Consider the following 21018-nt stretch of genomic DNA (forward strand, 5'->3'; position numbering starts at 1 on the left):
CCGCTGCTAACGACTGGCGATCTGCAGGCCGGTCGCCGGAGTATCGGCGGCTGGGTCAAGCACTTGCGGGATATCGAGAGGGAACATCAGGGTAATCACCGCCCCACCGCCCGGGCGATCCGCCAACGACAAACGACCACCATGATCCTCCATGATCTTCTTGACGATCGCGAGCCCAAGACCTGTACCCTTGGCACGGGTGGTGACATAGGGCTCGGTCAGACGTTCGCGGCCCTCTTTCGGCAATCCCTTGCCGTTGTCAGCAACGCTGAGCAAAAGCGCGTCCGCCTCGCGTCTTATCCATAAATGGATATGTCCCGGCGTCAAGAGTTCTTCAACATTTTGATGCCGCCCCTCATCCAACCGGCCGTCGATAGCATCCGCTGCGTTCTGCAGAAGGTTGGTGAGTGCACGGTTGAACTGGCTAGAATCGCATTGGATCGTGACGGGATTTTCAGGCAGGTCGAGCGTGTACTCAATCGCCGGATGGGCGCTTTGCTGCAGGAAGACCAGTTCCTTGGCCAGAGCCACCGGGCTTTCGAGGTTAAGCACTGGTGCTGGCATGCGGGCGAAAGCGGAGAATTCATCGACCATGCGCCCGATGTCACCCACTTGCCGGATGATCGTGTCCGTGCAGACGGTGAACGTCTCAGGATCATCAGTAATCTGTTTGAGATATTTCCGCTTCAACCGTTCGGCTGAAAGTTGAATCGGGGTGAGCGGATTCTTGATCTCATGGGCGATCCGTCGGGCGATATCCGACCAGGCAGCCTTTCGCTGCGCCGAGAGGAGTTCTGTCACGTCGTCAAAGGTGACGACCAGACGCATATGGTCGTCCGCCCCACTTTCGGATACGACGCGCACGTGGAACGTGCTGGTGATGGCATTGCGGCTCAGGGAAATCTGGCCATCGGCGGTGCCCGAATTGCGATGCTGCGCTTGGGCCAGCAGCTCGGCCATCTCGGGAACAAGCTCCGCCAGCGGCTGGCCGATACCCTGGTCCAGTTCCGCCCCAGCAGGACCGACGCGGATCGATTGGCGAAGTCGACAATGCCGTTCTCGGTAACACCGATCACGCCGGCCGAAACACCGGAGAGGATCAGCCCGGTGAGGCGGCTGCGGTCATTGAGGTCCCGGTTGGCAGAAATCAACGCAGCCTGCTGGCTCTGCAATTGCGAGACCATGACATTGAAGGTGCGGCTCAGGGCAGAGAGTTCGTCATCGCGGGCGCCGACCTTGACCCTGGCCGAGAGATCGCCACCGCCGATCTTCTGTGCGGCGAGCGCCAGCCGCGACAGGGGCTTTACCAACTTGCTTGCTGAGACGATCGCATACCAGATCGCGCCCAGCAGCATGAGGAGCGCCAGGACGGCGTAGATCACGCCCACGGTAATCTGCAGCGTCGAGCGATCCCGTTCCAGATAACGATAGAGTCGCACCGCGTCTTCGTTCCCGCGTACCGCGCTCAACACGCGGTCATCGATCAGCCGCCCGGTATAAAGGTAGAGGCCCGAGACCGGATCAAGCAGCAGCAGCGCGCGCACGCGATCCCCCGTTGGCATCAGGAGGATGGCCGTCTCGCCGCGATCAGCCTTGTCAAAGGCTTCCTCAGGAATATCGAGGCTGAATTCCATCATGACGCTGAAGCTGGAACGCACCAAGACTTGCATGCGGCGGTCGATGACGATCCCCTCCGACAGCCCACGCAGGCTGAGCTGCCGGTCGAGGATGGCCTGGAAGCGATCCGGATTGCCGACATCAGCGAGACCACTGATCTGCAACTCGCTGGCAATTGCGCTTGTGTCATCGCCAATTCGCTGTTGTGACTCGATCAAATAGGATTGGGCGACGTTAAGCGAGCTTTCGACAGCGTTCTTGATGCGGTCAGAGAACCAGGTATTGAGGCCATAGTTGAGAAAGGCCACGGAGAAAATCGACACAACAATCGTCGGGATGACGGCAATGAGCGCGAACATCACCACCATACGGGCATGGAGCCGAGCCCCCGCCAGACCCTTGCGCCGGCCCATCCACAACAAGACAGCGCGGCGGGCGATGATGGTAGCGAGCGCCAGGGCTACGACAAGATCGCCGGTCAACAACCAGGTTATGGTGCGGACCGGTTCCTCGGTGTCCCAGACGTCGGTCAGGGCGAGATAGGTCAGGAGGCCAAGGCCAGCCCCCAGGAGCATCAGGCAGATGGCGAAGATTCGCTCAAAGCCGATATCGGCCGACCAGCGGCGCAATGTCTTCGTCAGCGGGGCCTTGGCGGCGCGCTTGCCCAGGGCGGGCATATCCTGCCTGACATCTTCCCCGGCCACGATCTAGCGGCCTCCGCGCGTCGGTTGCAGCTCCAGTTCCTTGAGTTTCTTGCGGAGCGTGTTGCGGTTGAGGCCAAGAAGGTCGGCTGCCCGAATCTGATTTCCGCGGGTCGCTTCCATTGAGATGGAGAGCAGCGGCCGTTCGATTTCATGCAAGATGCGGTCATAGAGGCCGCGCGCCGGCAGAGCCCCTTCATGGGCATCAAAGTAAGCACGAAGGTGCCGTTCAACCGACTGGCCCAGAGTCTCATCACTGGCGCGGGCGCCGACATTTGCCGCCTGCTCCTGTGCCTTCAACTGTTCCGTCACGATTCTGGCATCGATCGCCGGTTCGCTGTAGAGCACGGCAATGCGACGCATGAGGTTTTCAAGCTCTCGCACATTGCCTGGCCAGCGGTGACGCTTGAGCAGAGTCTGTGCCTCCGGGTCCAGTGTCTTGAGAGCAAGACCCTCGCTCGCAATCAGTTCGAGGAAGTGACGTGCCAGATCAGGGATATCTTCCACCCGGTCGCGCAAAGGCGGCAAGGTGATTGGCACCACATTAAGGCGATAATAGAGATCCTCGCGGAACCTGCCTTGTTGAATAAGCTGGCGGAGATCGCGGTGGGTCGCTGCGACGATTCGGACATCGGCACGGATGGGCGTGCGGCCACCGACGGGCGTGAACTCGCCGGATTGCAATACACGCAGCAATCGGGTCTGTGCCTCCAGCGGCATGTCGCCGATTTCGTCGAGGAACAGGGTACCGCCGGAGGCAGCCTCGAACTTGCCGATGCCACGCTGGACGGCCCCAGTGAAAGCACCCTTTTCATGTCCGAAAAGCTCGCTTTCGATGAGCTCGCGCGGGATCGCCGCCATGTTGACAGCAATGAATGGCCGCTCGCGGCGGCGACCGAAATCATGCAGCGCACGGGCCACCAACTCCTTGCCGGTGCCAGATTCGCCGTGGATGAGCGCCGTCATGTCGGTGCCGACAAGACGGGCCACGACACGATAGATTTCCTGCATCGCCGTGGAACGGCCGATGATCGGCAGCTTCTCTTCGGTGACCGCTGTTCGCGGCGGAACCGCAGCGCCGTCGCGAGGACGCGTCAGGGCGCGCTCGACAGCCGCGGTAAGCGCGCTGAGGTCGAAGGGCTTGTGCAGATATTCAAAGGCGCCCCGCTCCGTCGCCTTGATGGCGGTCAGGATGGTGTTCTGGGCGCTCATGACGATAATCGGAATGTCGGGACGTTCCGCCTTGATCCGCGGCACGAGATCGAGACCGTCGCCATCGGGCATCATGACGTCGGTCACGATGACGTCACCTTCCCCGCCCTTGACCCACTGCCACAGGGTGGCCGCATTGGCGGCGGTCTTGACCAGATGACCACGTTCGGCGAGCGCCTGGCTCAGCACCATGCGAATGGCGCGGTCGTCATCGGCGATGAGGACGGTTTTGCTCATTTTCTTATTGTTCTCCACGCGCGTCCGCGATCGGCAGGATGACCGAGAAAGTCGTGCGGCCTGGTTGACTGTCGCAATCGATCAAGCCGCCATGATCGGTCACGATTTTGGCGACGAGGGCCAAGCCGAGGCCTTTGCCACCGGCCTTGCCGCTGACGAAGGGTTCGAAAAGCTGCGCCTTGAGGGCATCGGGCACACCGGCACCATTGTCCTGCACAGTGATGACCAGTCCCAAGCGACGTCGTGAGGCGGCGCCGGGTTCGCTCACCGACAGGCCGGGGCGATAGCGCGTGTTGAGAACAATGATGCCACCAGTCGCCGGCACGGCCTCAGCCGCATTCTTGAAGAGATTTAGGAAGACCTGGATCAGTTGATCGCGGTTACCGAGTACCGGCGGCAGCGAGGGGTCATACTCTTCGCGGAAGGCCACGGTGCGACCGAAGCCGGCCTGCGCCAGACGCCGCACATGTTCCAGCACTTCGTGAATATTGACCGGCTGCATCTGGGTCGGCCGTGAATCGGTAAAGACCTCAAGGCCGTTCACCATACCGACGATGCGATCCGTTTCCTCGCAGATCAGTTGGGTCAACTGACGATCACTGGCAGAGACCTTGGATTCCAGCAATTGCGCTGCGCCCCGGATTCCAGAGAGCGGATTCTTCACCTCGTGCGCCAGCATCGCGGCGATAGCCTTGGCCGAGCGCACAGCGTCACGGCTGACTGCCTGTTGCGCCAGACGCCACTCGAGGCCGCGGTCCTGCAGCAACAAGGCGACGTGACCGACGGGATTGCTCAAGGTCGCAACATCGACCGCGGCATGCTCGATGGTAAGGCGCGGACCGGACAACGACATATCGGATTCACCCACGGCACTGGCGCCGCCACGCGCGGCGTCGATCAGCGCAAAGAGCGGTGAATCGGCCGCAATATGTTCATTGAGGGGCTTCGAGACCAATTGCGAGCGGCTGAGGCCGAGAAGAGATTCCGCCGCGGCATTAACGCTCACCACATGATTGTCGGCATCAAGCGCCAGGATCGCCAGCGGCAGGGCTTCGAGCAAGGCCAGGGCGTCGGGCAAAGCGGAAAGACTGCGTGCGGCAGGACCCACCGGCAATTGGCTTGGCGCCAGTTTAGGGATCGCCACGGCTGGCAAGGCGCGGTTCATGCGGCCTGCCGGTCCAGTTGCGGCTCGTAGAATTCGCGGATCGCGGCTTTGGCGCCTTCCGGCGTCTCAAGCGAATTGATGCGCACGCGAAACTCGGCGGAGCCGGCAAGGCCCTTCGAGTACCACGCGACATGCTTGCGGGCGATCTTGAGACCGGTGTCGGTCCCGTAATGCTCCAGCATCGCCTCATAATGCGACATCAGCAGTTGATATTGCCGCCAGAGAGGTGGGTCGCCAAGCCGCTCGCCGGTCTTGAGGTACTGGATCACCTGATTGGGGAACCAGGGCCGGCCATAGGCGCCTCGGCCGATCATGACCCCATCGGCACCGCTGAGGTCGAGCGCCTCCTTGGCCTTGTCGATGGTGGTAATGTCACCGTTGACGATGACGGGGACAGAAACCGCTTCCTTGACCTTGCGCACGAAAGCCCAATCGGCCTCGCCGCTATAGAGCTGCGCGCGGGTGCGGCCGTGGATGGTAATCATCCTGATGCCGCTGTTCTCGGCGATCCTCGCAAGGTTCGGCGCGTTGAGATTGGTCGAATCCCAGCCCATGCGCATCTTCAACGTCACCGGCAGATCGACGGCATTGACCGTGCCTTCCAGAATCCTGCCGGCATGGACCTCGTCACGCATCAGGGCGGAACCGGCATGGCCGTTGACCACCTTCTTAACTGGGCAGCCGAAGTTGATATCGATGAGGGCGGCGCCGCGATCGGCGTTGAGCTTGGCGGCTTCGCCCATCACCTTGGGTTCGCAGCCGGCGAGCTGCACCGACATCGGTGCTTCCTCGGCGCAGTTGGTGATCATCTTCATCGTCTGGCGGGTCTGACGGATCATGGCCTCGCTGGCGATCATCTCGGAGACGACCAGCCCTGCCCCCTCCTGCTTCACCAGACGGCGGAAGGGCATGTCGGTGACACCCGACATGGGGGCCAGGATGACGGGGTCCTCAATGGTGATGGGGCCGATCTGAATGCTCATTTTTCGGGCAGCCGTGTCTATTGCCTAAATCTTAGGCGATTTCTAACGCTATCTGTCGGAATTGCAATAGAAAAGGCGATTCAATGGAGAGAATCAGCCAAGCAACACATCGTTGACGAATTTCACGCCGGGGTAGCCCAGAGTCAGCAGGAGATATCCGGCAAGAACCCAGCGGGCGGCGCGACGCCCACGGATACCAGTGGCCCGATGCATCACCAGCAGGGCTACCAGAACCACAAAGGCGAGCAATGATAACAATACTTTATGGGACAAGTTCGGTAGCGCGCCCGTTTCCATGAACGTGTTGGCGAAGCCACTGGCCAGGGCTGCCGCCATGAATACAGCCGCCCAGAGCAGCAATTTGATCTGCAGATCCTCGGCGACCAGCAAGGGCGGCAGCGCCAGTTCGGCCCAGCCCGTGCGGCGGCGTTTCAGCGCCCGTTCTTGCACCAGGACGGCAAGGCCGGCGATCGCGCCGAGGGTCAGGATCCCATAGCTGCAGACCGCGAGCAGGACATGGGCCCGGAACCAGACCTCGGAGGCGACGGCCGGGGCCGCTTCCTCGAACGAGGCAAAGAGCAGAGCCAGAAGGGCAAAAGCAACGAGATATGGCAGCAATAAAGCTGCCAGCCTGAAGGCTTCGGCATTCACCAGGTTGAGCACGGCGAATGCCAGCAGCGAAATGGCGCAGCTGGCCCAGAGATTGGCGCTGAAACCGGCCTGCCAGCCACCAGCCAGCGACTGGCCGAATACGCCGAAACTGCCGGCGATGGCGGCGACAAGGAATAGCCAGAACAGGGCGTTGCGCTGAAGCCGCGCGGTAACCGCGAGGACGGCCAGGGGAAGCAGGGTGAGGAGGCCAGCGAATTGCAGATGGAGGGAGCTCGACATGGCGCGCATTATGGTGGGGCCACGCCCCCTTGGCAAACCAGATTGGATGGCCTAGAGAGCGAACATGTCAGAAAGTTCATTCCCCCAATATCCAAAGGTCATCGCCCCAAAGGTCATCGCCCTGGTCGTCGCGGCCGGCAGCGGCAGCCGCATGGGCAAGGACCTGCCCAAGCAGTATTTACCCCTGGGCGGCAGGACGGTGCTGCGCCATTGCCTGCAGACATTCAGTCGGCATCCGCGCATCAGCGGTGTGCGTGTCGTCATCAATGACAGCCTGCGAGACCTCTATGACAATGCGGTCGCCGGCCTCGAACTGATGATGCCCGTCGCGGGCGGTCAGCGGCGCCAGGATTCGGTGCGGCTGGGGTTGGAAAGCCTGGCCACGGAGAAGCCGGACCTGGTGCTGATCCACGATGCGGCGCGGCCGTTCATCGATGCCGAGACGATCGATCGCACAATCGAGACGCTTGGCCAGCACGACGGTGCACTGGTCGCAGTTCCGGTGGTCGATACCCTGAAACGGGGTGTTGATGATCATGGCGTCACCTTCAGCGGCGCCACGGTGGACCGCACAGGATTGTGGCGTGCGCAAACGCCGCAGGGCTTTCACTTCCAGAAGCTGCTGCTGGCGCACCGACAGGCAGCAAGCGGCCCGGAGATGACCGACGATGCCGCGGTGGCGGAAGCTGCTGGCCTCAAGGTTGCGCTGGTCATGGGCCATGAGAGCAATTTCAAGATAACGGCTCCGGCCGATCTGGAACGCGCGGAGCGAATGATGAGCCAGCAGATGGAATACCGGACCGGCAACGGTTTCGACGTGCACCGCCTCATTGCCGGCGACGGTGTCATCATGTGTGGGGTCACCATTCCCTACCACCAGAAGCTGGAAGGCCATTCCGATGCCGATGTGGGCATGCATGCGCTGACCGACGCCATCCTGGGCGCTATCGGCGCCGGTGATATCGGGCAGCATTTTCCGCCCAGCGATCCACAATGGCGCGGTGCTGCGTCCTGGAAGTTCCTGGCGCATGCGGCCAAGCTGGTCGCTGATAAAGGCGGGCGCATCGCCCATTGCGATATCACGCTGATCTGCGAGCAGCCCAAGGTCGGACCGCATCGCACCGCCATGTCCGCGAAGCTTGCGGAGATCCTCGGCCTCACCGTCGACCGGGTCAGCGTCAAGGCGACAACCACCGAGAAACTTGGCTTTACTGGCCGCGGCGAAGGCATCGCCGCCCAGGCAACGGCGACAATCGCCCTGCCCTTTTCAGTATGAGGTAGCGCGATGGACGTTGCCGGCCTGCTCGACCTCTATCGCGACAAGGGCCTGAAGATCGCCACGGCGGAGAGCTGCACCGGAGGCTTGGTGGCGGCAAGACTCACTGCGGTTGCCGGCTCGTCGGACGTGTTCGAACGCGGCTGGGTCACCTATTCCAACCAGGCCAAGAGCGAAAGTCTCGGCGTGGCGCCTGAACTCATCGCCGACAAGGGCGCGGTCAGCGCAGAAGTGGCTGAGGCGATGGCGCGCGGTGCCCTGCGCCGCGCCCAGGCCGATGTCGCGGTTTCCATCACCGGTATCGCCGGGCCAGGCGGCGGATCGGAGGAGAAGCCGGTCGGGCTGGTATTCATCGGCCTAGCCCGCAAGGATGGCTGGTCGCAGGTCGAACGCTGCGTTTTTCCCGGCAACCGCGACAGCGTGCGGGCGCATTCGGTGTCCCGCGCCCTCGCACATCTCGCGACCGCCATCACCGAGCCTTGACGCGTCTCCTCGGCATTGATTTCAGCGGGGCACAGGATGCCGGCCGCAAGATCTGGGTGGCGGAAGCACGACGCAATGATGGGCCGCTGACGATCGATCAATGCCGGCCGGCCAGCGAGTTGCCAGGCGGCAGCCGGCGGCCGGATTTCGCCATCGCCGCCCTCGCCCGCCACATCATCGTGGAACAGGGTACGATCGCCGGCTGCGATTTTCCGTTCAGCCTGCCGCTGGATCTCGTCAAGGCGAAGGATTGGCGCAGCTTTGCACTGGGTTTCCGGCAGCGCTTTGTCGATCCGCTGAGCTTCCATGATCTTTGTCATCAGGAAACAGGTGGGGTCGAAACCAAGCGCCGCACGGATCGCGAAGACCGGACGCCGTTCAATTCCTTCAACCTGCGCCTATACCGGCAGACCTGGTGGGGCATCGGCCATCTGCTGGCGCCCTTGGTGAAGGCAGATGCGGCGACAATCTGGCCGCAGATGGATAAGCGGGCCGGCAAACCCGTCGTGGTCGAAGTCTGCGCTGCCTGCAGCCTCATCCGGCTCGATTGCTACCCGTCCTATAAAGGCCGCCTGCCGGCGCATCGCAAGGCGCGCCGGCAGATTCTCGACCTGCTGATTGCGCGAGATTATCTTGCGCCGCCCAAGCGCGCCCTGCGTCACCTGCTGCTCGACAATCAAGGTGGCGATGCGCTGGATGCAGTCATCGGTGCCATCGCGGTGAACCGATCCGATTTCAACCAGAAGCGCGACCGCGTCGACCGTCTGGAAGGCCGGGTATTCTACGATCTGGGCTAGATGACGGCCACGCAATCGATCTCGATGCGGGCGCCCAGCGCCAGTCCGGCGACAGCGACCCCGGAGCGGGCCGGCTGGTGCGTGCCGAAGAACTCGGCGTAGATTTCGTTGAAGGCCATGAAGTCGGCCATGTCCGCGAAATAGACAGTGCACTTCACCACGCGATCAAGGCTGGCCCCGGCGGCAATCAGGGCTTGCGTCAGATAGGTCAGAGCCTGGCGTGCTTCGGCAGCGAGGCCGCCTGGCACCAATTTCAATTCACCCGGCAGGTGGCCGATCTGCCCTGAGACGTGGACCGTGTCACCGATCCGCACAGCGGAACTGAACGGCAATATCTTGGGCAAGGCATCCAGCCGGAAGGTTTCAATCCGCTGCGACATGCTGCGCACCTCTCATGGTTTGTCCACGTTATAGTGTAACAATTTAAAGCCCGCTCGACTGACGGGCATGATCGCGCCTAGAGTTGCGTGTCGTGCCGTCGCGCGGATAATCGATCCCGTGCCCCTCCACGACACAAGGCGTGAATAACACGCAACATATTCGGGAGGAATGACAATGGCTGTTTCGATTCATCCAGCCGTGGATAACGGCTTCAAGCCGGCCAAGGCGGGCTTCGCCGGCGGCACGCTGCATTGCAAATGCGCCAAAGACCCCGTCGAGGTAACTATCTCAAGTCAATCCGCTTTCAACCACGTCTGTGGCTGCACCAAGTGCTGGAAACCGGCGGGAGCGCTTTTCAGCCAGATCGCTGTCGCCCCGCGTGACAAGGTCAAAGTCACGAAGAACGAGAACAAGCTGAAGATCGTCGACAAGGATGCGGCGCTGCACCGCTACGCCTGCACGGGGTGCGGCACGCATATGTATGCGCGCATCGAGAACAAGAACCATCCGCTCTATGGCTTCGACTTCTTCCACACCGAGCTTTCGGATCAGGAGGGCTGGTCGCCGCCGGAATTCGCCGCCTTTGTCTCCTCGATCATCGAAAGCGGCGCCAATCCGGCAAACATGGATGCCGTCCGTGCACGCCTCCGTGAACTCAAGCTCGAACCCTATGACTGCCTGTCACCGGGCCTCATGGATGTTATTGCTACGCACACGGCGAAAGCCAAGGGCGTTCTAAAATAGCAAATCCTGATGTCTTGCAGCCGCATCTGGGTCACGCTAGGAAATGCAGCCTACCTCAAGTGATCATGACAGGGCCATGGCTAGGACCCTAGCCATGGCCCTGATTTGTATGCATCAATGTTCGGGGAAGCAGTAGGATCGCTCGGCGGTCTGCACGTCTGGACCGGGGGGATGGCATGCACCAGGCAACGTGGTGGGTTCACCGCACTCTGACCATTGGGGTCTGCAGCCTCATCATGTGTTTGACGGCGGCCTGCTCCTCGATCCCGCGCCAAGCGGAGCCACCGGGAACAGCGGCGAAGGCGGCGGTCGATGGCATGACCGGCATTCGCTACCTGGTCTTCAGCGACCCGGAAGGCGTCCGGGCAATGTTGAATGCGGCTTTTGTCACGGAAACACCCGACTGCTACGACGTCATGTCGGATGGCACCCGAGTATATAACTACCTCGCCGTCTCTGTTGGCGGTTCCGATGGTGCCTTCGGCGCTGGCCTGTTGAATGGCTGGACGCAAGCAGGTGGCCGGCCGAACTTCAAGGTCGTCACGGGTGTCAGCACCGGCGCGCTCATAGCACCCTTCGCATTCCTCGGTCCAAGATATGACGAAACCCCGAAGAATGCTTACACCACGGTCGATCAGAGCCGTGTGTTCGTTGTCCACTCCCTGCTCTCCATACTGTGGCAGGAATCGCTGACCGATACCGCGCCGCTGCGGGAAATGGTCGCGTCTTTCATCGACGATAAGGTCCTGGCCGATATCGCCGTTGAACACGCCAAAGGACGGCGCCTGTTGGTGGCCACCACCAATCTCGATGCCGAAGAACCTGTTGTCTGGGACCTCGGGGCGATTGCCAGCAGCAAGAGCGACAAGAAGCTGCAGCTGTTCAGGTCCATTCTAGTTGCGTCAGCAGCGATTCCAGCTGTATTCCCGCCCGTCATGTTCGACGTGGAAATCGACGGCAAGCGCTACGACGAAATGCATGTCGATGGAGGTGTTTTCTTCCAGTCCTTCTCGATCGGTTCCAGCATCAACCTCCCGACAACGATCCGGGCCGCCCATCCGGATTTCACCGGCAAGTTTCTGCAACGCCTCTATGTCATTCGCAACGGGCGGGTTACGCCAGATCCGAAAGAGGTCCCACGCGGCTTGTCCGGCATCGCAGTGCGCGCCATCGGCTCGATGTTCAAAGTATCCGGCATCAATGATCTGTGGCGCCTCTATCTCAGCACCATCCACGATGAGATTGAATTCAGATACATATCGATACCATTGGACTACAAAGGTACGACTGAGGAGCAATTCAACGAAGCCGAGATGATCAACCAGTATAACTACGGGGAGAAAATGGCGAAGGACGGTATCACCTGGATGACGACGCCACCGGGATACGCGCCGAAATAGAGGCTACCCGTTGCGGAGGATCGACGAAACCTCAACGACCGAAAGACACCTAGAGTGCAATGAGCGGCGCGTCCGGGATCTCGATGACCAATCCGTCATAGGCTGGCTCCACGCCCACTGGGCAGCGCGCCTTGATCACGTCGTAATCGACCATGTGATTCATGTGGGTGAGCACGGTGTGTTTGGGCTTCAGCAATTCGACCCATTCCATCGCCTGGTCGAAATTGGCGTGGGTCATGTGCGGCTCGAAGCGCAGGCAATCGACGATGAAAAGATCGAGGCCTTCGAGCTTGTCGAGGCTGGCATCCGGCATTGCCACGCAATCAGTCGAATAGGCCATGTTGCCGATGCGGTAGCCGGTAGTCTTGGTGCCGAAACCGTGCTCCTGCTCATAGGGCGTGACTTCAAGTCCCGCGATTCTGAACGGGTGATCGCCGATCAGGATGGATTCCAGAAACGGCTTATAGAGATGCCCGGAACCGTCAGTCTTCTGCGCGAAGGCATAGCCGAAACGGTGCCGTAGCGTGCCCAGGGTCTCAGCCGAGCCATAGACCGGGACCCGCATGCCGATGCTCTTGTCCTTGCTGCGCACGAAGCGGAGATCGTCGATACCCTGTGTATGATCAGCGTGATCGTGGGTATAAAGCACGGCGTCCAGGTGATGGATCTCAGCCGCCAGCACCTGCTCACGGAAATCCGGACTGGTGTCGCAGATGATATGGGTGTGCTGCTGCTGCACCAGGATGGAAACGCGGCGGCGGCGGTTCTTCGGATTGGCCGGGTTGCATTCACCCCAGCCGGGCCCGATCAGGGGCACGCCGCCGGAACCGCCGCATCCGAGGATCGTGACCTTCATGCCGCCTTCGCAAACAGGCGGTCGAAATTGGCGGTGGTTTTTTGCGCCAGGTCCGGTAACGACAGGCCGAGAAAATCGGCAACATAGGTCGCGGTGTGGCGGACGAATGACGGCTCATTCCGCTTGCCGCGCATCGGGATCGGCGCGAGATACGGTGAATCGGTCTCGACCAGCAGGCGATCAAGCGGGATCGACTTCGCCACGTCGCGCAAGGCGCCGGCGCTCTTGAACGTTACAATGCCGGAAAGCGAAATGTAGAAGCCCATTTCCAATGCGGCGTCGGCCAGATATTGCGTCGAGGTGAAGCAATGAATGACACCGGTAAGACCGCCCTTCTTCGCCCCATCCTGCAGCAGGCGAACGGTATCTTCGTCGGCGTCGCGGCTGTGCACCACGATCGGCAGGCCACTGATGCGAGAGGCGTCGATATGGGTGGCGAAGACCTGCTGCTGACGCTCACGCGGGCTCTTGTCATAAAAATAGTCGAGGCCGGCTTCGCCAATGCCGACCACCTTCGGGTGCTTTGACAGCTCGACCAGCTTCGCGACATCGACATCCGGTTCGTGTTCGGCTTCGTGGGGATGAATCCCGACCGTGCAGCGGATATTGTCATGTGCCAACGAGATCGCCAGGACCTGGTCGAACTTGGTGACGCGGGTGCAGATGGTCAGCATACGCTCGACGCCGCTCTCCTTGGCGCGCGCGAGGACGGCTTCCATGTCAGTGCCGAAATCGTCGAAATCGAGATGGCAGTGGCTGTCGACGAGACTGATCTCCATGACTAGGCCTTCGCCTCTTCCGGCTCGACATAGCGCGGGAAGATCGCCGTCGGTGCCGGCAAAGCACCGCCCTTGAGGCGCGACTTGCCGCCAAGCTCGGCAAAGCTGCGCGCATCAGCCGGCACGGCCAGGATATCGAGGAGCTTCGTCATGGCTTCGGGCATCACCGGCTGGGTCAGGATGGCGACCTGGCGCAGCACTTCGGCTGTCACCCACAACACGGTGCCGAAGCGTTCCGGGTTCGTCTTCCGGAGCGCCCAGGGCTCGTTGCCGGCGAAGTAGCGGTTGGCTTCGGCGATCACCGACCATGTGTTGGTCAGAATCTGGTGCAGCGCGAAGTCACCCATGCTGGTGCGCGCCTTGCCGATGAGGGCATCGACCTCGGCCAGCATCGCCTTGTCCGCATCGTCGAGCTGGCCCGGCTCCGGCAATTGGCCGTCGAGGTTCTTTGCGATCATCGAGAGCGAGCGCTGCGCGAGATTGCCGAGATCATTGGCAAGATCGGCATTCATGCGCTGCACGATGGCTTCCGGGCTGTAGCTGCCATCCTGCCCGAACGGCACTTCGCGCAGGAAGAAGTAGCGCATGGCGTCTATGCCATAGACCTTGGCAAGGTTGAACGGGTCGATCACGTTGCCGACCGATTTCGACATCTTCTCGCCCTTGTTGAACAGAAATCCGTGGCAGAAGACGCGCTTGGGCAGGGGCAGGCCCGCCGACATCAGGAAGGCCGGCCAATAGACGGCGTGGAAGCGCGTGATGTCCTTGCCGATGACGTGCACGTCGGCCGGCCAGAATTTGGCGCGGGGGCCGGTCGTATCGGGCCAGCCGGTCGCGGTCACATAGTTGGTCAGCGCATCGACCCAGACATACATGATATGCTTGGGATTGCCCGGCACCGGGATACCCCAATCGAAGGTCGTGCGGCTGACAGACAGGTCCTTGAGACCACCTTTCACGAAGCTCATCACCTCGTTCCGGCGCGCATCGGGCCCGATGAAGTTGGGGATGCTCTCATAGAGGTCGAGAAGCTTCTGCTGGTAGTTGGAGAGGCGGAAGAAATAGCTCTCCTCCTCAACCCATTCGACGGGTGTGCCCGTGGGCGCCAGGCGTTTGCCATCTGCGTTCTGGGTGAGTTCGCTCTCGTCGTAATAGGCCTCGTCGCGGACCGAGTACCAACCGGCGTATTTGTCGAGATAGATGTCCCCAGCGGCTTCCATCTTCTCCCAGATGGCGGCACAGGTCTTGTAATGCCGCGCTTCGGAGGTGCGGATGTAGTCGTCGTTTGACGAGTTGAGCGCCGGGCCCATCTCGCGAAAGCGTGCCGTGTTGCGATCCGCCAACTCCTTCGGCGTCACCCCTTCCCGCTCAGCCGTCTGCTGCATCTTCTGACCATGCTCGTCGGAGCCGGTCAGGAAGAATACGTCACGGCCATCAAGGCGCATGAAACGGGCGATCGCGTCGGTCGCGATAAGCTCATAGCCGTGGCCGATATGCGGCAAGCCATTGGGATAGGCAATGGCTGTGGTGATATAGAAGGTCTCTTTCGACATATCTTTACAGTTCCAGTTTCGCTCGCTCTTGTCGTCATCCACCGCGATGGCGGAGGATCGACGAGGACTCTCATCAATTGTCGGCAAACTCGCGGCTGGTCCGCACAGGCGGCCCAAGACGACCGGGGTTTCGGTTAACCCTTGGTCGACGCCAGCACCAGCCAGGCGGTTGCCCATGCCTGCCGACGGTCGAGATTGGCGCTGGCAACCCTGGCAAACAATCGGCTGACCTTTTCCCATGATTGAAGCCAGTGATCAAGGCTGGCGGCCCCAGAGAGACGTGTCATAAGGCCGGATTCACCTGGAAAAACCTCAGCCGATTGAAGGTCTTGGGTCGCCGACCAGCGGATGAACCGGGAAAGCCACCATTCCAGCAGATTGACGGCGATCTCAAAATTGCCCTCGCTCCCCTTCCCGGCCAGCTTGTCGCCGAGCTTGTGAAGGAGGCCAGGATCATAGTTGGGCCAGGAGCCCAAGAGCTGCGCCATCGACTGAAAGAGGTCGAGACCGGCACTGTCGCTGCCAAACTCGAGAGCCCGGCCGAGCGAGCCTTCGGCCAAGGCCGTGCAGAGGGCAAGCTCGGCGCCCCCGAGATCGATGCCATGGCGCTTCATCTCGGCGGCGATGGTCGCCGGTGGCAGTGGTTCCAACGCCAGCTTGCGGCAACGCGAGCGGATGGTCGGCAGCAGCCGCCCCGGGGCATGAGAAACGAGCAGGATGACCGTGCGCGGGCGCGGTTCTTCCAGGATCTTCAAGAGCGCATTGGCGGCATTGCGGTTGAGCTCGTCGGCGGCATCCACGACCAGGACGCGCCAATCGGATTCACCGGGCGTCATGTGCAGGAAGTCGATGGCACCACGGACCTCATCGACCGTGATCTCGCTACGCATCTTGCCGGTCTTCTCATTGGGCGAGCGGCGCAGGACGCGGAGATCGGAATGCGACAGCTCGCGAACACGGCGGAAGATCGGATGATCGACCGGGATATCCAGGCTGGTGAGTTCTGGCGCCATGGCGGGCGGCGCTGGTTCATCGCCAAACAGGCTGATGCCGGCTGGCTCGGCCGCAGGGACCGCCAAGCCGTGGCTCAAGAGGAAGCGCGCCATGCGGAAGGCCAGCGTCGCCTTGCCGATGCCGCGCGGCCCGGTGATCAGCCAGGCATGGGGCATGCGGCCGGATTGGTAGGCGCGGAGGAAGGATTCTTCCGCCGCCCTATGGCCCAGCAGGTGGGACGTGGCCTCGGGGGCCGGGAAGCGCGCTTCTTCCATCATGGCTCAGAGGCTGACGGCGAAGCGGGCTTTGATCAAGCCGGTTATCTCGGCCGAGATGGCTTCGCGGTCGCGGGCGGCATCGATGAGGCAGCAGCGCTCCGGATCGGCCGCCGCCAATTTGCGGAAGCCGTCGGCAAGGCGGCGGTGGAAATCTACCCCCATGCGTTCATAGCGCTGTTCTGTCTCGGCACGGGCGAGCCCGCTTTCAACCGGCAGGTCGAGGATGAGCGTGAGGCCGGGTTCGGTTGCCCCGACGATGTGGCGGCGCAGTGTCCACAGCCAATCCAGCTCGAGGCCCTGGCCATAGCCCTGATAGGCGAGCGTGCTGTCGGCAAAGCGGTCGCACAGCACCCATTTGCCGGCGGCAAGAGCCGGGCGGATGACATGGGCCAGATGTTCGGCACGGGCCGCAAAATGCAGCAGCGCCTCGCTTTCCGCCTGCCAGCGGCCGGCACCACCCTCAACCAGGAGGGCGCGGATCTCCTCGGCCCCCTTCGTTCCGCCGGGCTCGCGGGTCACTTCGACCAATTCACCCGCTGCCCGCAGGCAATCGGCCAATAACCGGATCTGGGTCGACTTGCCGGCCCCCTCGCCGCCTTCAAATGTGACGAAGCGCAAAGGGCCCGGGGTCGTGGCCGGGGACATGGTGGCTCAGTTCGATCCGAAGACGAAATGCTGCAGGGCCGCGGCGATGCGACCACCGAAGCCGAGTTCGCCGACATCCTTGGCGGCAACCAGCTTGGCGGTTGCCTGCGGCATGCCCGGAATATCGATGACCAACCGGCCCACTTCCTGGCCCTTGGCGATCGGAGCCTCGAACGGGCCCTGATAGACGGCCTTGGCGACGATCTTCTCGCGTTCGGCACGCGGCAGCGTTACCAGCAGGTCGGACTCCACAGTGAGGGGCACGGTCTTTTCGGCGCCCATCCAGACTTCCGCCTCACCCAGCACGGTGCCTGGGGTGGCGATGGTGAAGTTGCCATATTCTCGGTAGGCCCAGTCGAGGAGCCCGCCCGCTTCGTCTGCACGCTCTTGCATGCCGTTCAGGCCATGGACGACCATGATGACCCTGCGGCCGTCGCGCAACGCAGATGCTGTGAGGCCGAATCCAGCCTCTTCAGTGTGGCCGGTCTTGAGCCCGTCGACGCCGGAACCCTTGCGATAGAGCAGCGGATTTCGGTTGCCCTGCTTGATGCCGTGCCACACGAACTCATGCTCTGAGAAATATGGATAGTATTCCGGGAAGTCATCGATCAGGCGCCGCGCCAGCGTGGCCAGGTCCTTGGCGGTCATCAGATGATTGGGATCCGGCAGGCCGGAGGCATTGGTGAAATTGCTGTCGGTGAGGCCGATCTCCTTGGCCTTCTTGTTCATGCGGTCGGCAAAGGCCTCTTCCGAGCCGGCGAGGCCCTCAGCAACGACGACACAGGCATCGTTGCCGGACTGAATGATGATGCCCCGAATGAGGTCTTCGATCGCGATGGCAGAGTTGATCTCGACGAACATCTTCGAGCCCTGGGTCGACCAGGCTTTTTCGCTGACATGGAACGTGTCGGTCAGCTTGGCATCGCCTCGCTTCAGCGCATCGAACAGCATGTAGATGGTCATCAGCTTGCTCATCGACGCCGGATGCAGGCGCTCGGTTGCCAGCTTGTCAAAGAGGACGGCACCCGTCTGATAGTCGACGATATAGGCATGCGCGGCGTTGGTGGTGAGCGCCTCGGCCATCACCGGGCGTGAGGAAAGCGCTTGGCTCATCACGGCAAGGCCGGCGGCAATTACCCCGGCCATCACAAACTTCACCTGTCGACGCATGTCTCGACCTCAGTTTTCTTGATTGGATTCGCGCACTTGGCACTTAGCGCGGCAAATTGATCCCCGGACCCGGCAACGTCAAGGGACATCCGGCGCCTAGCCCGGACTTGCCTCAATTGACCGCGATCCGGGCGTCCGGATGACCGTTGTCGATCAACCGCTGCAGTAATTTGTCCGCCTCCTCGACCGAGGCGATCGGCCCCAGCTGAACACGGTAGAAGCGCTGTTGGTTGAGCATGAACGGGGTGATGCGGGTCTGGTGACCGAGGCTGCTCAGCTTCATCTGCAATTGCTGGGCATTGGCCTGGCGGAGGAAGGCACCGGCCTGGATAAAAATATTGCTGGCCTTGACCGGTACGACGGATACCTGGCCAGTCACCTGCGGCGTCTGGATGGCGCCGATGGCGCTCTGCTGCACCGGTTTCGCCGGCGTTGCGGCGACTGGCGCCGCATTCCCCCCGACAGGTGGCAGGGCCTGGGCAGTGACCGCACCGGCGGGAGCGGCTGCCGGCGGCGGGCTCACGGTATCGCCACCCTTTGCCGACGCTTTCGCTGCCAGCAGCATGCTTTCATCCTTCATCAGCTCGACGCGGACCTTGGCGGTGCCGTTCTGTTCAAAGGCCAGCAGCTGCGCGCCGCGGCGCGACATGTCGATGATGCGGTTGTTGACGAAGGGGCCGCGGTCGTTGATGCGTACGACGATCGAGCGGCCATTCTCGAGATTGGTCACGCGCACAAGGGACGGCATCGGCAGTGTCTTGTGCGCTGCCGTCAGGTCGTTTTCGTCATAAGTCTCGCCATTGGCGGTCTGCTTGGCATGGAAGCCAGGGCCATACCAGGAGGCGATCCCGGTCTCGTTGTAATTGTAATCTGCCTGCGGATAGTACCAGACGCCCTTCACCTGATAGGGCTTGCCGATCTTGTATGGGCCGGAGACATCCGGTTCTTTGCGGGTGATCACCTTGGTGGTCTCGACGGCAAGATTGGCCTCGGCGCAAGCCGCCAACAGGGTCAGCAGGCCCAGAACGGACAGATACCGTGAAAACCGCCGAAACCGCTGCATCTGGACCGCCCGGACCCCTGAATCATCAAGATATTGTGGAATTTTGCAGCCCTTAACCTATCCGCCCGGCCCGTTTTAGGCAAGAACGGAAAGTGATTCGAGCGTCAGAGCGGGGGCGCCGAGGGCTGAAAAAGACCAAAGTTAAGGCGGCCGTCGCTGATATCGCGGCGGCCGCCTCCAGTTCAGGTCTTCGGCAGGGTATTTTCGGGGGCGTCAGATTTCCTTCTTTTGCATCTGGTCCGCGATGAACTCCGCCTGCCGGATGGCCAACGCCACGATGGTCAGCGTCGGGTTCTCGGCGCCGCCGGTGGTAAACTGGCTGCCATCCGACACGAACAGGTTCTTGATGTCGTGGGTCTGGCCATGCTTGTTGACGACCCCGTCCTTGGCCTCGGCGCTCATGCGATTAGTCCCAAGATTGTGCGTCGAGGGGTAAGGCGGGGTGTGGATCGTGCGCGTGGCGCCAACAGCATCATAGAGCGCGCTGCCGCGACCAAAGGCGTGATCCCGCATGGCGACGTCATTGGCGTGGTCGTCGAAGTGAACATTGGGAACGGGCAGGCCATAGGCATCCTTCTCGCTCGCGTGCAAGGTGATGCGGTTTGTCTCCTGCGGCATGTCCTCGCCCACCAGCCACATGCCGGCCATATGGTCATAGCCTTCCATGGCGCTGGCGAAGCTCTTGCCCCAGCCGCCCGGATCGAGGAACGCGGCCATGAACGGAATGCCGAGGGAGAGCGTTTCCATTTCGTAGCCACCGACAAAGCCGCGCTTGGTGTCGAGCTTGGCTTCATCACGCACGATGCCTGCCATGGTCGTGCCACGATACATGTGCACCGGCTTGTCGAAGATGGCATAGACTGAGCCGGTCATGTGCCGCATGTAGTTCTTGCCGACCTGGCCCGACGAATTGGCGAGGCCATCCGGGAACATCGATGAGGCGGAGTTGAGCAGCAGGCGCGGGCTTTCGATCGAGTTGCCGGCCACGCAAACGACGCGGGCCTTCTGGACATGCTGATTGCCGTCCTTGTCGGCATAGAGCACGCCGTTCACCAGCCCCTTGTCGTCATGCTGGACCTGAAGCACTTGGGCGTTCGACCGCACTTCGAGCCGACCGGTCTCCTCGCCCTTCGGTATTTCAGTATAAAGCGTCGACCATTTGGCGCCGGATTTGCACCCCTGGAAGCAGAAGCCGATCTGCTGGCAGGAGCCGCGATTGTCGCGCGGTTGCGAGTTGATCGCCATGTTGCCGGTATGAAAGTCGGTATAGCCAAGCTTCTTGGCGCCGGCCGCCAGGACCTTGTAGTTGTTGTTGCCGGGCAGGCGCGGAATGCCGTGGGTACCGGTCACACCCATCTTGTCCTCGGCACGGTCGTAATAGGGCTCCATCTCGGCCAAAGTGATCGGCCAGTCGATGAGGTTGGCGCCGGCCAGTTCACCATAGGTGGTCCTGGTCTTGAATTCGTGTTCCTGGAACCGGAGCGAGGCTCCGGCCCAATGCACCGTCGAGCCGCCGACCGCCTTAACGATCCAGGCCGGAAGGCCCGCGAAATCCTTGGCGACACGCCAGCTGCCCGACGTGGTGCGCTTGTCGAGCCAGGAGATCTGGCTGAAACTGCCCCATTCATCGTTGACGAAATCCTCGATCTCATGCCGGCCACCGGCTTCGAGGACGACGACGTTGACACCCTTCTGCGCCAGTTCATTGGCCAAGGTACCACCACCGGCACCGGAGCCGATCACCACGACGACGCTGGAATCGCTGAGCTCAAATTTGTTTGCCATGATTGCAAT

General features: G+C 61.6%; 20 protein-coding genes. 5 read left to right on the plus strand and 15 right to left on the minus strand.

Going from position 1 to position 21018, the window contains the following annotated elements:
- Positions 1 to 6: 6 nt before the first annotated feature.
- The 6 genes from IPK59_02765 to ccsA all read right to left on the minus strand — a co-directional run bounded on the left by IPK59_02765 (position 7) and on the right by ccsA (position 6806).
- The gene (locus IPK59_02765) at positions 7 to 960 is read right to left on the minus strand and encodes a hypothetical protein (protein MBK8157744.1); all 954 of its coding nucleotides are present in this window, start codon (positions 958 to 960) and stop codon (positions 7 to 9) included.
- Entirely contained in the window at positions 894 to 2294 is a 1401-nt protein-coding gene (locus tag IPK59_02770; GenBank protein MBK8157745.1) for a HAMP domain-containing protein, read from the minus strand. The genes IPK59_02765 and IPK59_02770 overlap by 67 nt, the downstream gene beginning before the upstream one ends.
- A gap of 30 nt (positions 2295 to 2324) precedes the next feature.
- The gene (gene ntrC, locus IPK59_02775) at positions 2325 to 3767 is read right to left on the minus strand and encodes a nitrogen regulation protein NR(I) (GenBank protein MBK8157746.1); all 1443 of its coding nucleotides are present in this window, start codon (positions 3765 to 3767) and stop codon (positions 2325 to 2327) included.
- 4 nt (positions 3768 to 3771) lie between these two features.
- Positions 3772 to 4932: a PAS domain-containing protein gene (locus IPK59_02780; protein MBK8157747.1), complete on the minus strand. Its 1161-nt coding sequence runs from the start codon at positions 4930 to 4932 to the stop codon at positions 3772 to 3774.
- On the minus strand, positions 4929 to 5915 hold the full coding sequence (gene dusB, locus IPK59_02785) for a tRNA dihydrouridine synthase DusB (GenBank protein MBK8157748.1): 987 nt from the start codon (positions 5913 to 5915) through the stop codon (positions 4929 to 4931). The genes IPK59_02780 and dusB overlap by 4 nt, the downstream gene beginning before the upstream one ends.
- 93 nt (positions 5916 to 6008) lie before the next feature.
- Positions 6009 to 6806, minus strand: a complete 798-nt coding sequence (ccsA, locus tag IPK59_02790) for a cytochrome c biogenesis protein CcsA (GenBank protein ID MBK8157749.1) — start codon at positions 6804 to 6806, stop codon at positions 6009 to 6011.
- 64 nt (positions 6807 to 6870) lie between these two features.
- On the opposite strand from ccsA, the gene IPK59_02795 reads away from it, so the two are divergent.
- Genes IPK59_02795 through IPK59_02805 form a run of 3 tightly spaced genes read left to right on the plus strand, consistent with a single transcriptional unit; the run spans position 6871 to position 9362 of the window.
- Entirely contained in the window at positions 6871 to 8082 is a 1212-nt protein-coding gene (locus tag IPK59_02795; protein MBK8157750.1) for a bifunctional 2-C-methyl-D-erythritol 4-phosphate cytidylyltransferase/2-C-methyl-D-erythritol 2,4-cyclodiphosphate synthase, read from the plus strand.
- Between the two features lie 9 nt (positions 8083 to 8091).
- The gene (locus IPK59_02800; protein MBK8157751.1) at positions 8092 to 8565 is read left to right on the plus strand and encodes a nicotinamide-nucleotide amidohydrolase family protein; all 474 of its coding nucleotides are present in this window, start codon (positions 8092 to 8094) and stop codon (positions 8563 to 8565) included.
- Positions 8562 to 9362: a hypothetical protein gene (locus IPK59_02805; protein MBK8157752.1), complete on the plus strand. Its 801-nt coding sequence runs from the start codon at positions 8562 to 8564 to the stop codon at positions 9360 to 9362. Before IPK59_02800 ends, IPK59_02805 begins: the two co-directional genes overlap by 4 nt.
- On the opposite strand, the gene IPK59_02810 is transcribed toward IPK59_02805, so the two are convergent.
- The gene (locus tag IPK59_02810) at positions 9359 to 9742 is read right to left on the minus strand and encodes a RidA family protein (GenBank protein MBK8157753.1); all 384 of its coding nucleotides are present in this window, start codon (positions 9740 to 9742) and stop codon (positions 9359 to 9361) included. The two genes, IPK59_02805 and IPK59_02810, sit on opposite strands and share 4 nt — an antisense overlap.
- 175 nt (positions 9743 to 9917) lie before the next feature.
- Here IPK59_02810 and gfa point away from each other — a divergent pair, with 175 nt between their 5' ends.
- Both gfa and IPK59_02820 read left to right on the plus strand, forming a co-directional pair.
- On the plus strand, positions 9918 to 10487 hold the full coding sequence (gene gfa / locus IPK59_02815; GenBank protein ID MBK8157754.1) for an S-(hydroxymethyl)glutathione synthase: 570 nt from the start codon (positions 9918 to 9920) through the stop codon (positions 10485 to 10487).
- Between the two features lie 176 nt (positions 10488 to 10663).
- Entirely contained in the window at positions 10664 to 11887 is a 1224-nt protein-coding gene (locus tag IPK59_02820) for a patatin-like phospholipase family protein (protein MBK8157755.1), read from the plus strand.
- Positions 11888 to 11936: 49 nt separating this feature from the next.
- Here IPK59_02820 and IPK59_02825 read toward each other — a convergent pair whose 3' ends face one another.
- The 8 genes from IPK59_02825 to IPK59_02860 all read right to left on the minus strand — a co-directional run bounded on the left by IPK59_02825 (position 11937) and on the right by IPK59_02860 (position 21009).
- Positions 11937 to 12743, minus strand: a complete 807-nt coding sequence (locus IPK59_02825) for an MBL fold metallo-hydrolase (GenBank protein ID MBK8157756.1) — start codon at positions 12741 to 12743, stop codon at positions 11937 to 11939.
- Positions 12740 to 13522 (minus strand): TatD family hydrolase, encoded by a 783-nt coding sequence (locus IPK59_02830; protein ID MBK8157757.1) that lies wholly within the window; start codon positions 13520 to 13522, stop codon positions 12740 to 12742. The genes IPK59_02825 and IPK59_02830 overlap by 4 nt, the downstream gene beginning before the upstream one ends.
- A gap of 2 nt (positions 13523 to 13524) precedes the next feature.
- Complete coding sequence (locus IPK59_02835) at positions 13525 to 15075, minus strand: methionine--tRNA ligase (GenBank protein MBK8157758.1); 1551 nt, start codon at positions 15073 to 15075, stop codon at positions 13525 to 13527.
- A 134-nt stretch (positions 15076 to 15209) separates the two neighbouring features.
- On the minus strand, positions 15210 to 16343 hold the full coding sequence (locus tag IPK59_02840; GenBank protein MBK8157759.1) for a DNA polymerase III subunit delta': 1134 nt from the start codon (positions 16341 to 16343) through the stop codon (positions 15210 to 15212).
- Between the two features lie 6 nt (positions 16344 to 16349).
- Positions 16350 to 16991 (minus strand): dTMP kinase, encoded by a 642-nt coding sequence (locus IPK59_02845; protein ID MBK8157760.1) that lies wholly within the window; start codon positions 16989 to 16991, stop codon positions 16350 to 16352.
- A gap of 6 nt (positions 16992 to 16997) precedes the next feature.
- Positions 16998 to 18161, minus strand: coding sequence for a D-alanyl-D-alanine carboxypeptidase (locus IPK59_02850; GenBank protein MBK8157761.1), 1164 nt, complete (start codon positions 18159 to 18161; stop codon positions 16998 to 17000).
- Positions 18162 to 18273: 112 nt separating this feature from the next.
- Positions 18274 to 19224 (minus strand): septal ring lytic transglycosylase RlpA family protein, encoded by a 951-nt coding sequence (locus tag IPK59_02855; protein ID MBK8157762.1) that lies wholly within the window; start codon positions 19222 to 19224, stop codon positions 18274 to 18276.
- Positions 19225 to 19437: 213 nt separating this feature from the next.
- The gene (locus IPK59_02860; GenBank protein MBK8157763.1) at positions 19438 to 21009 is read right to left on the minus strand and encodes a GMC family oxidoreductase; all 1572 of its coding nucleotides are present in this window, start codon (positions 21007 to 21009) and stop codon (positions 19438 to 19440) included.
- Positions 21010 to 21018 lie beyond the last annotated feature (9 nt).

Source organism: Rhodospirillaceae bacterium (genome assembly GCA_016712715.1).
Classification (GTDB): domain Bacteria; phylum Pseudomonadota; class Alphaproteobacteria; order Dongiales; family Dongiaceae; genus Dongia.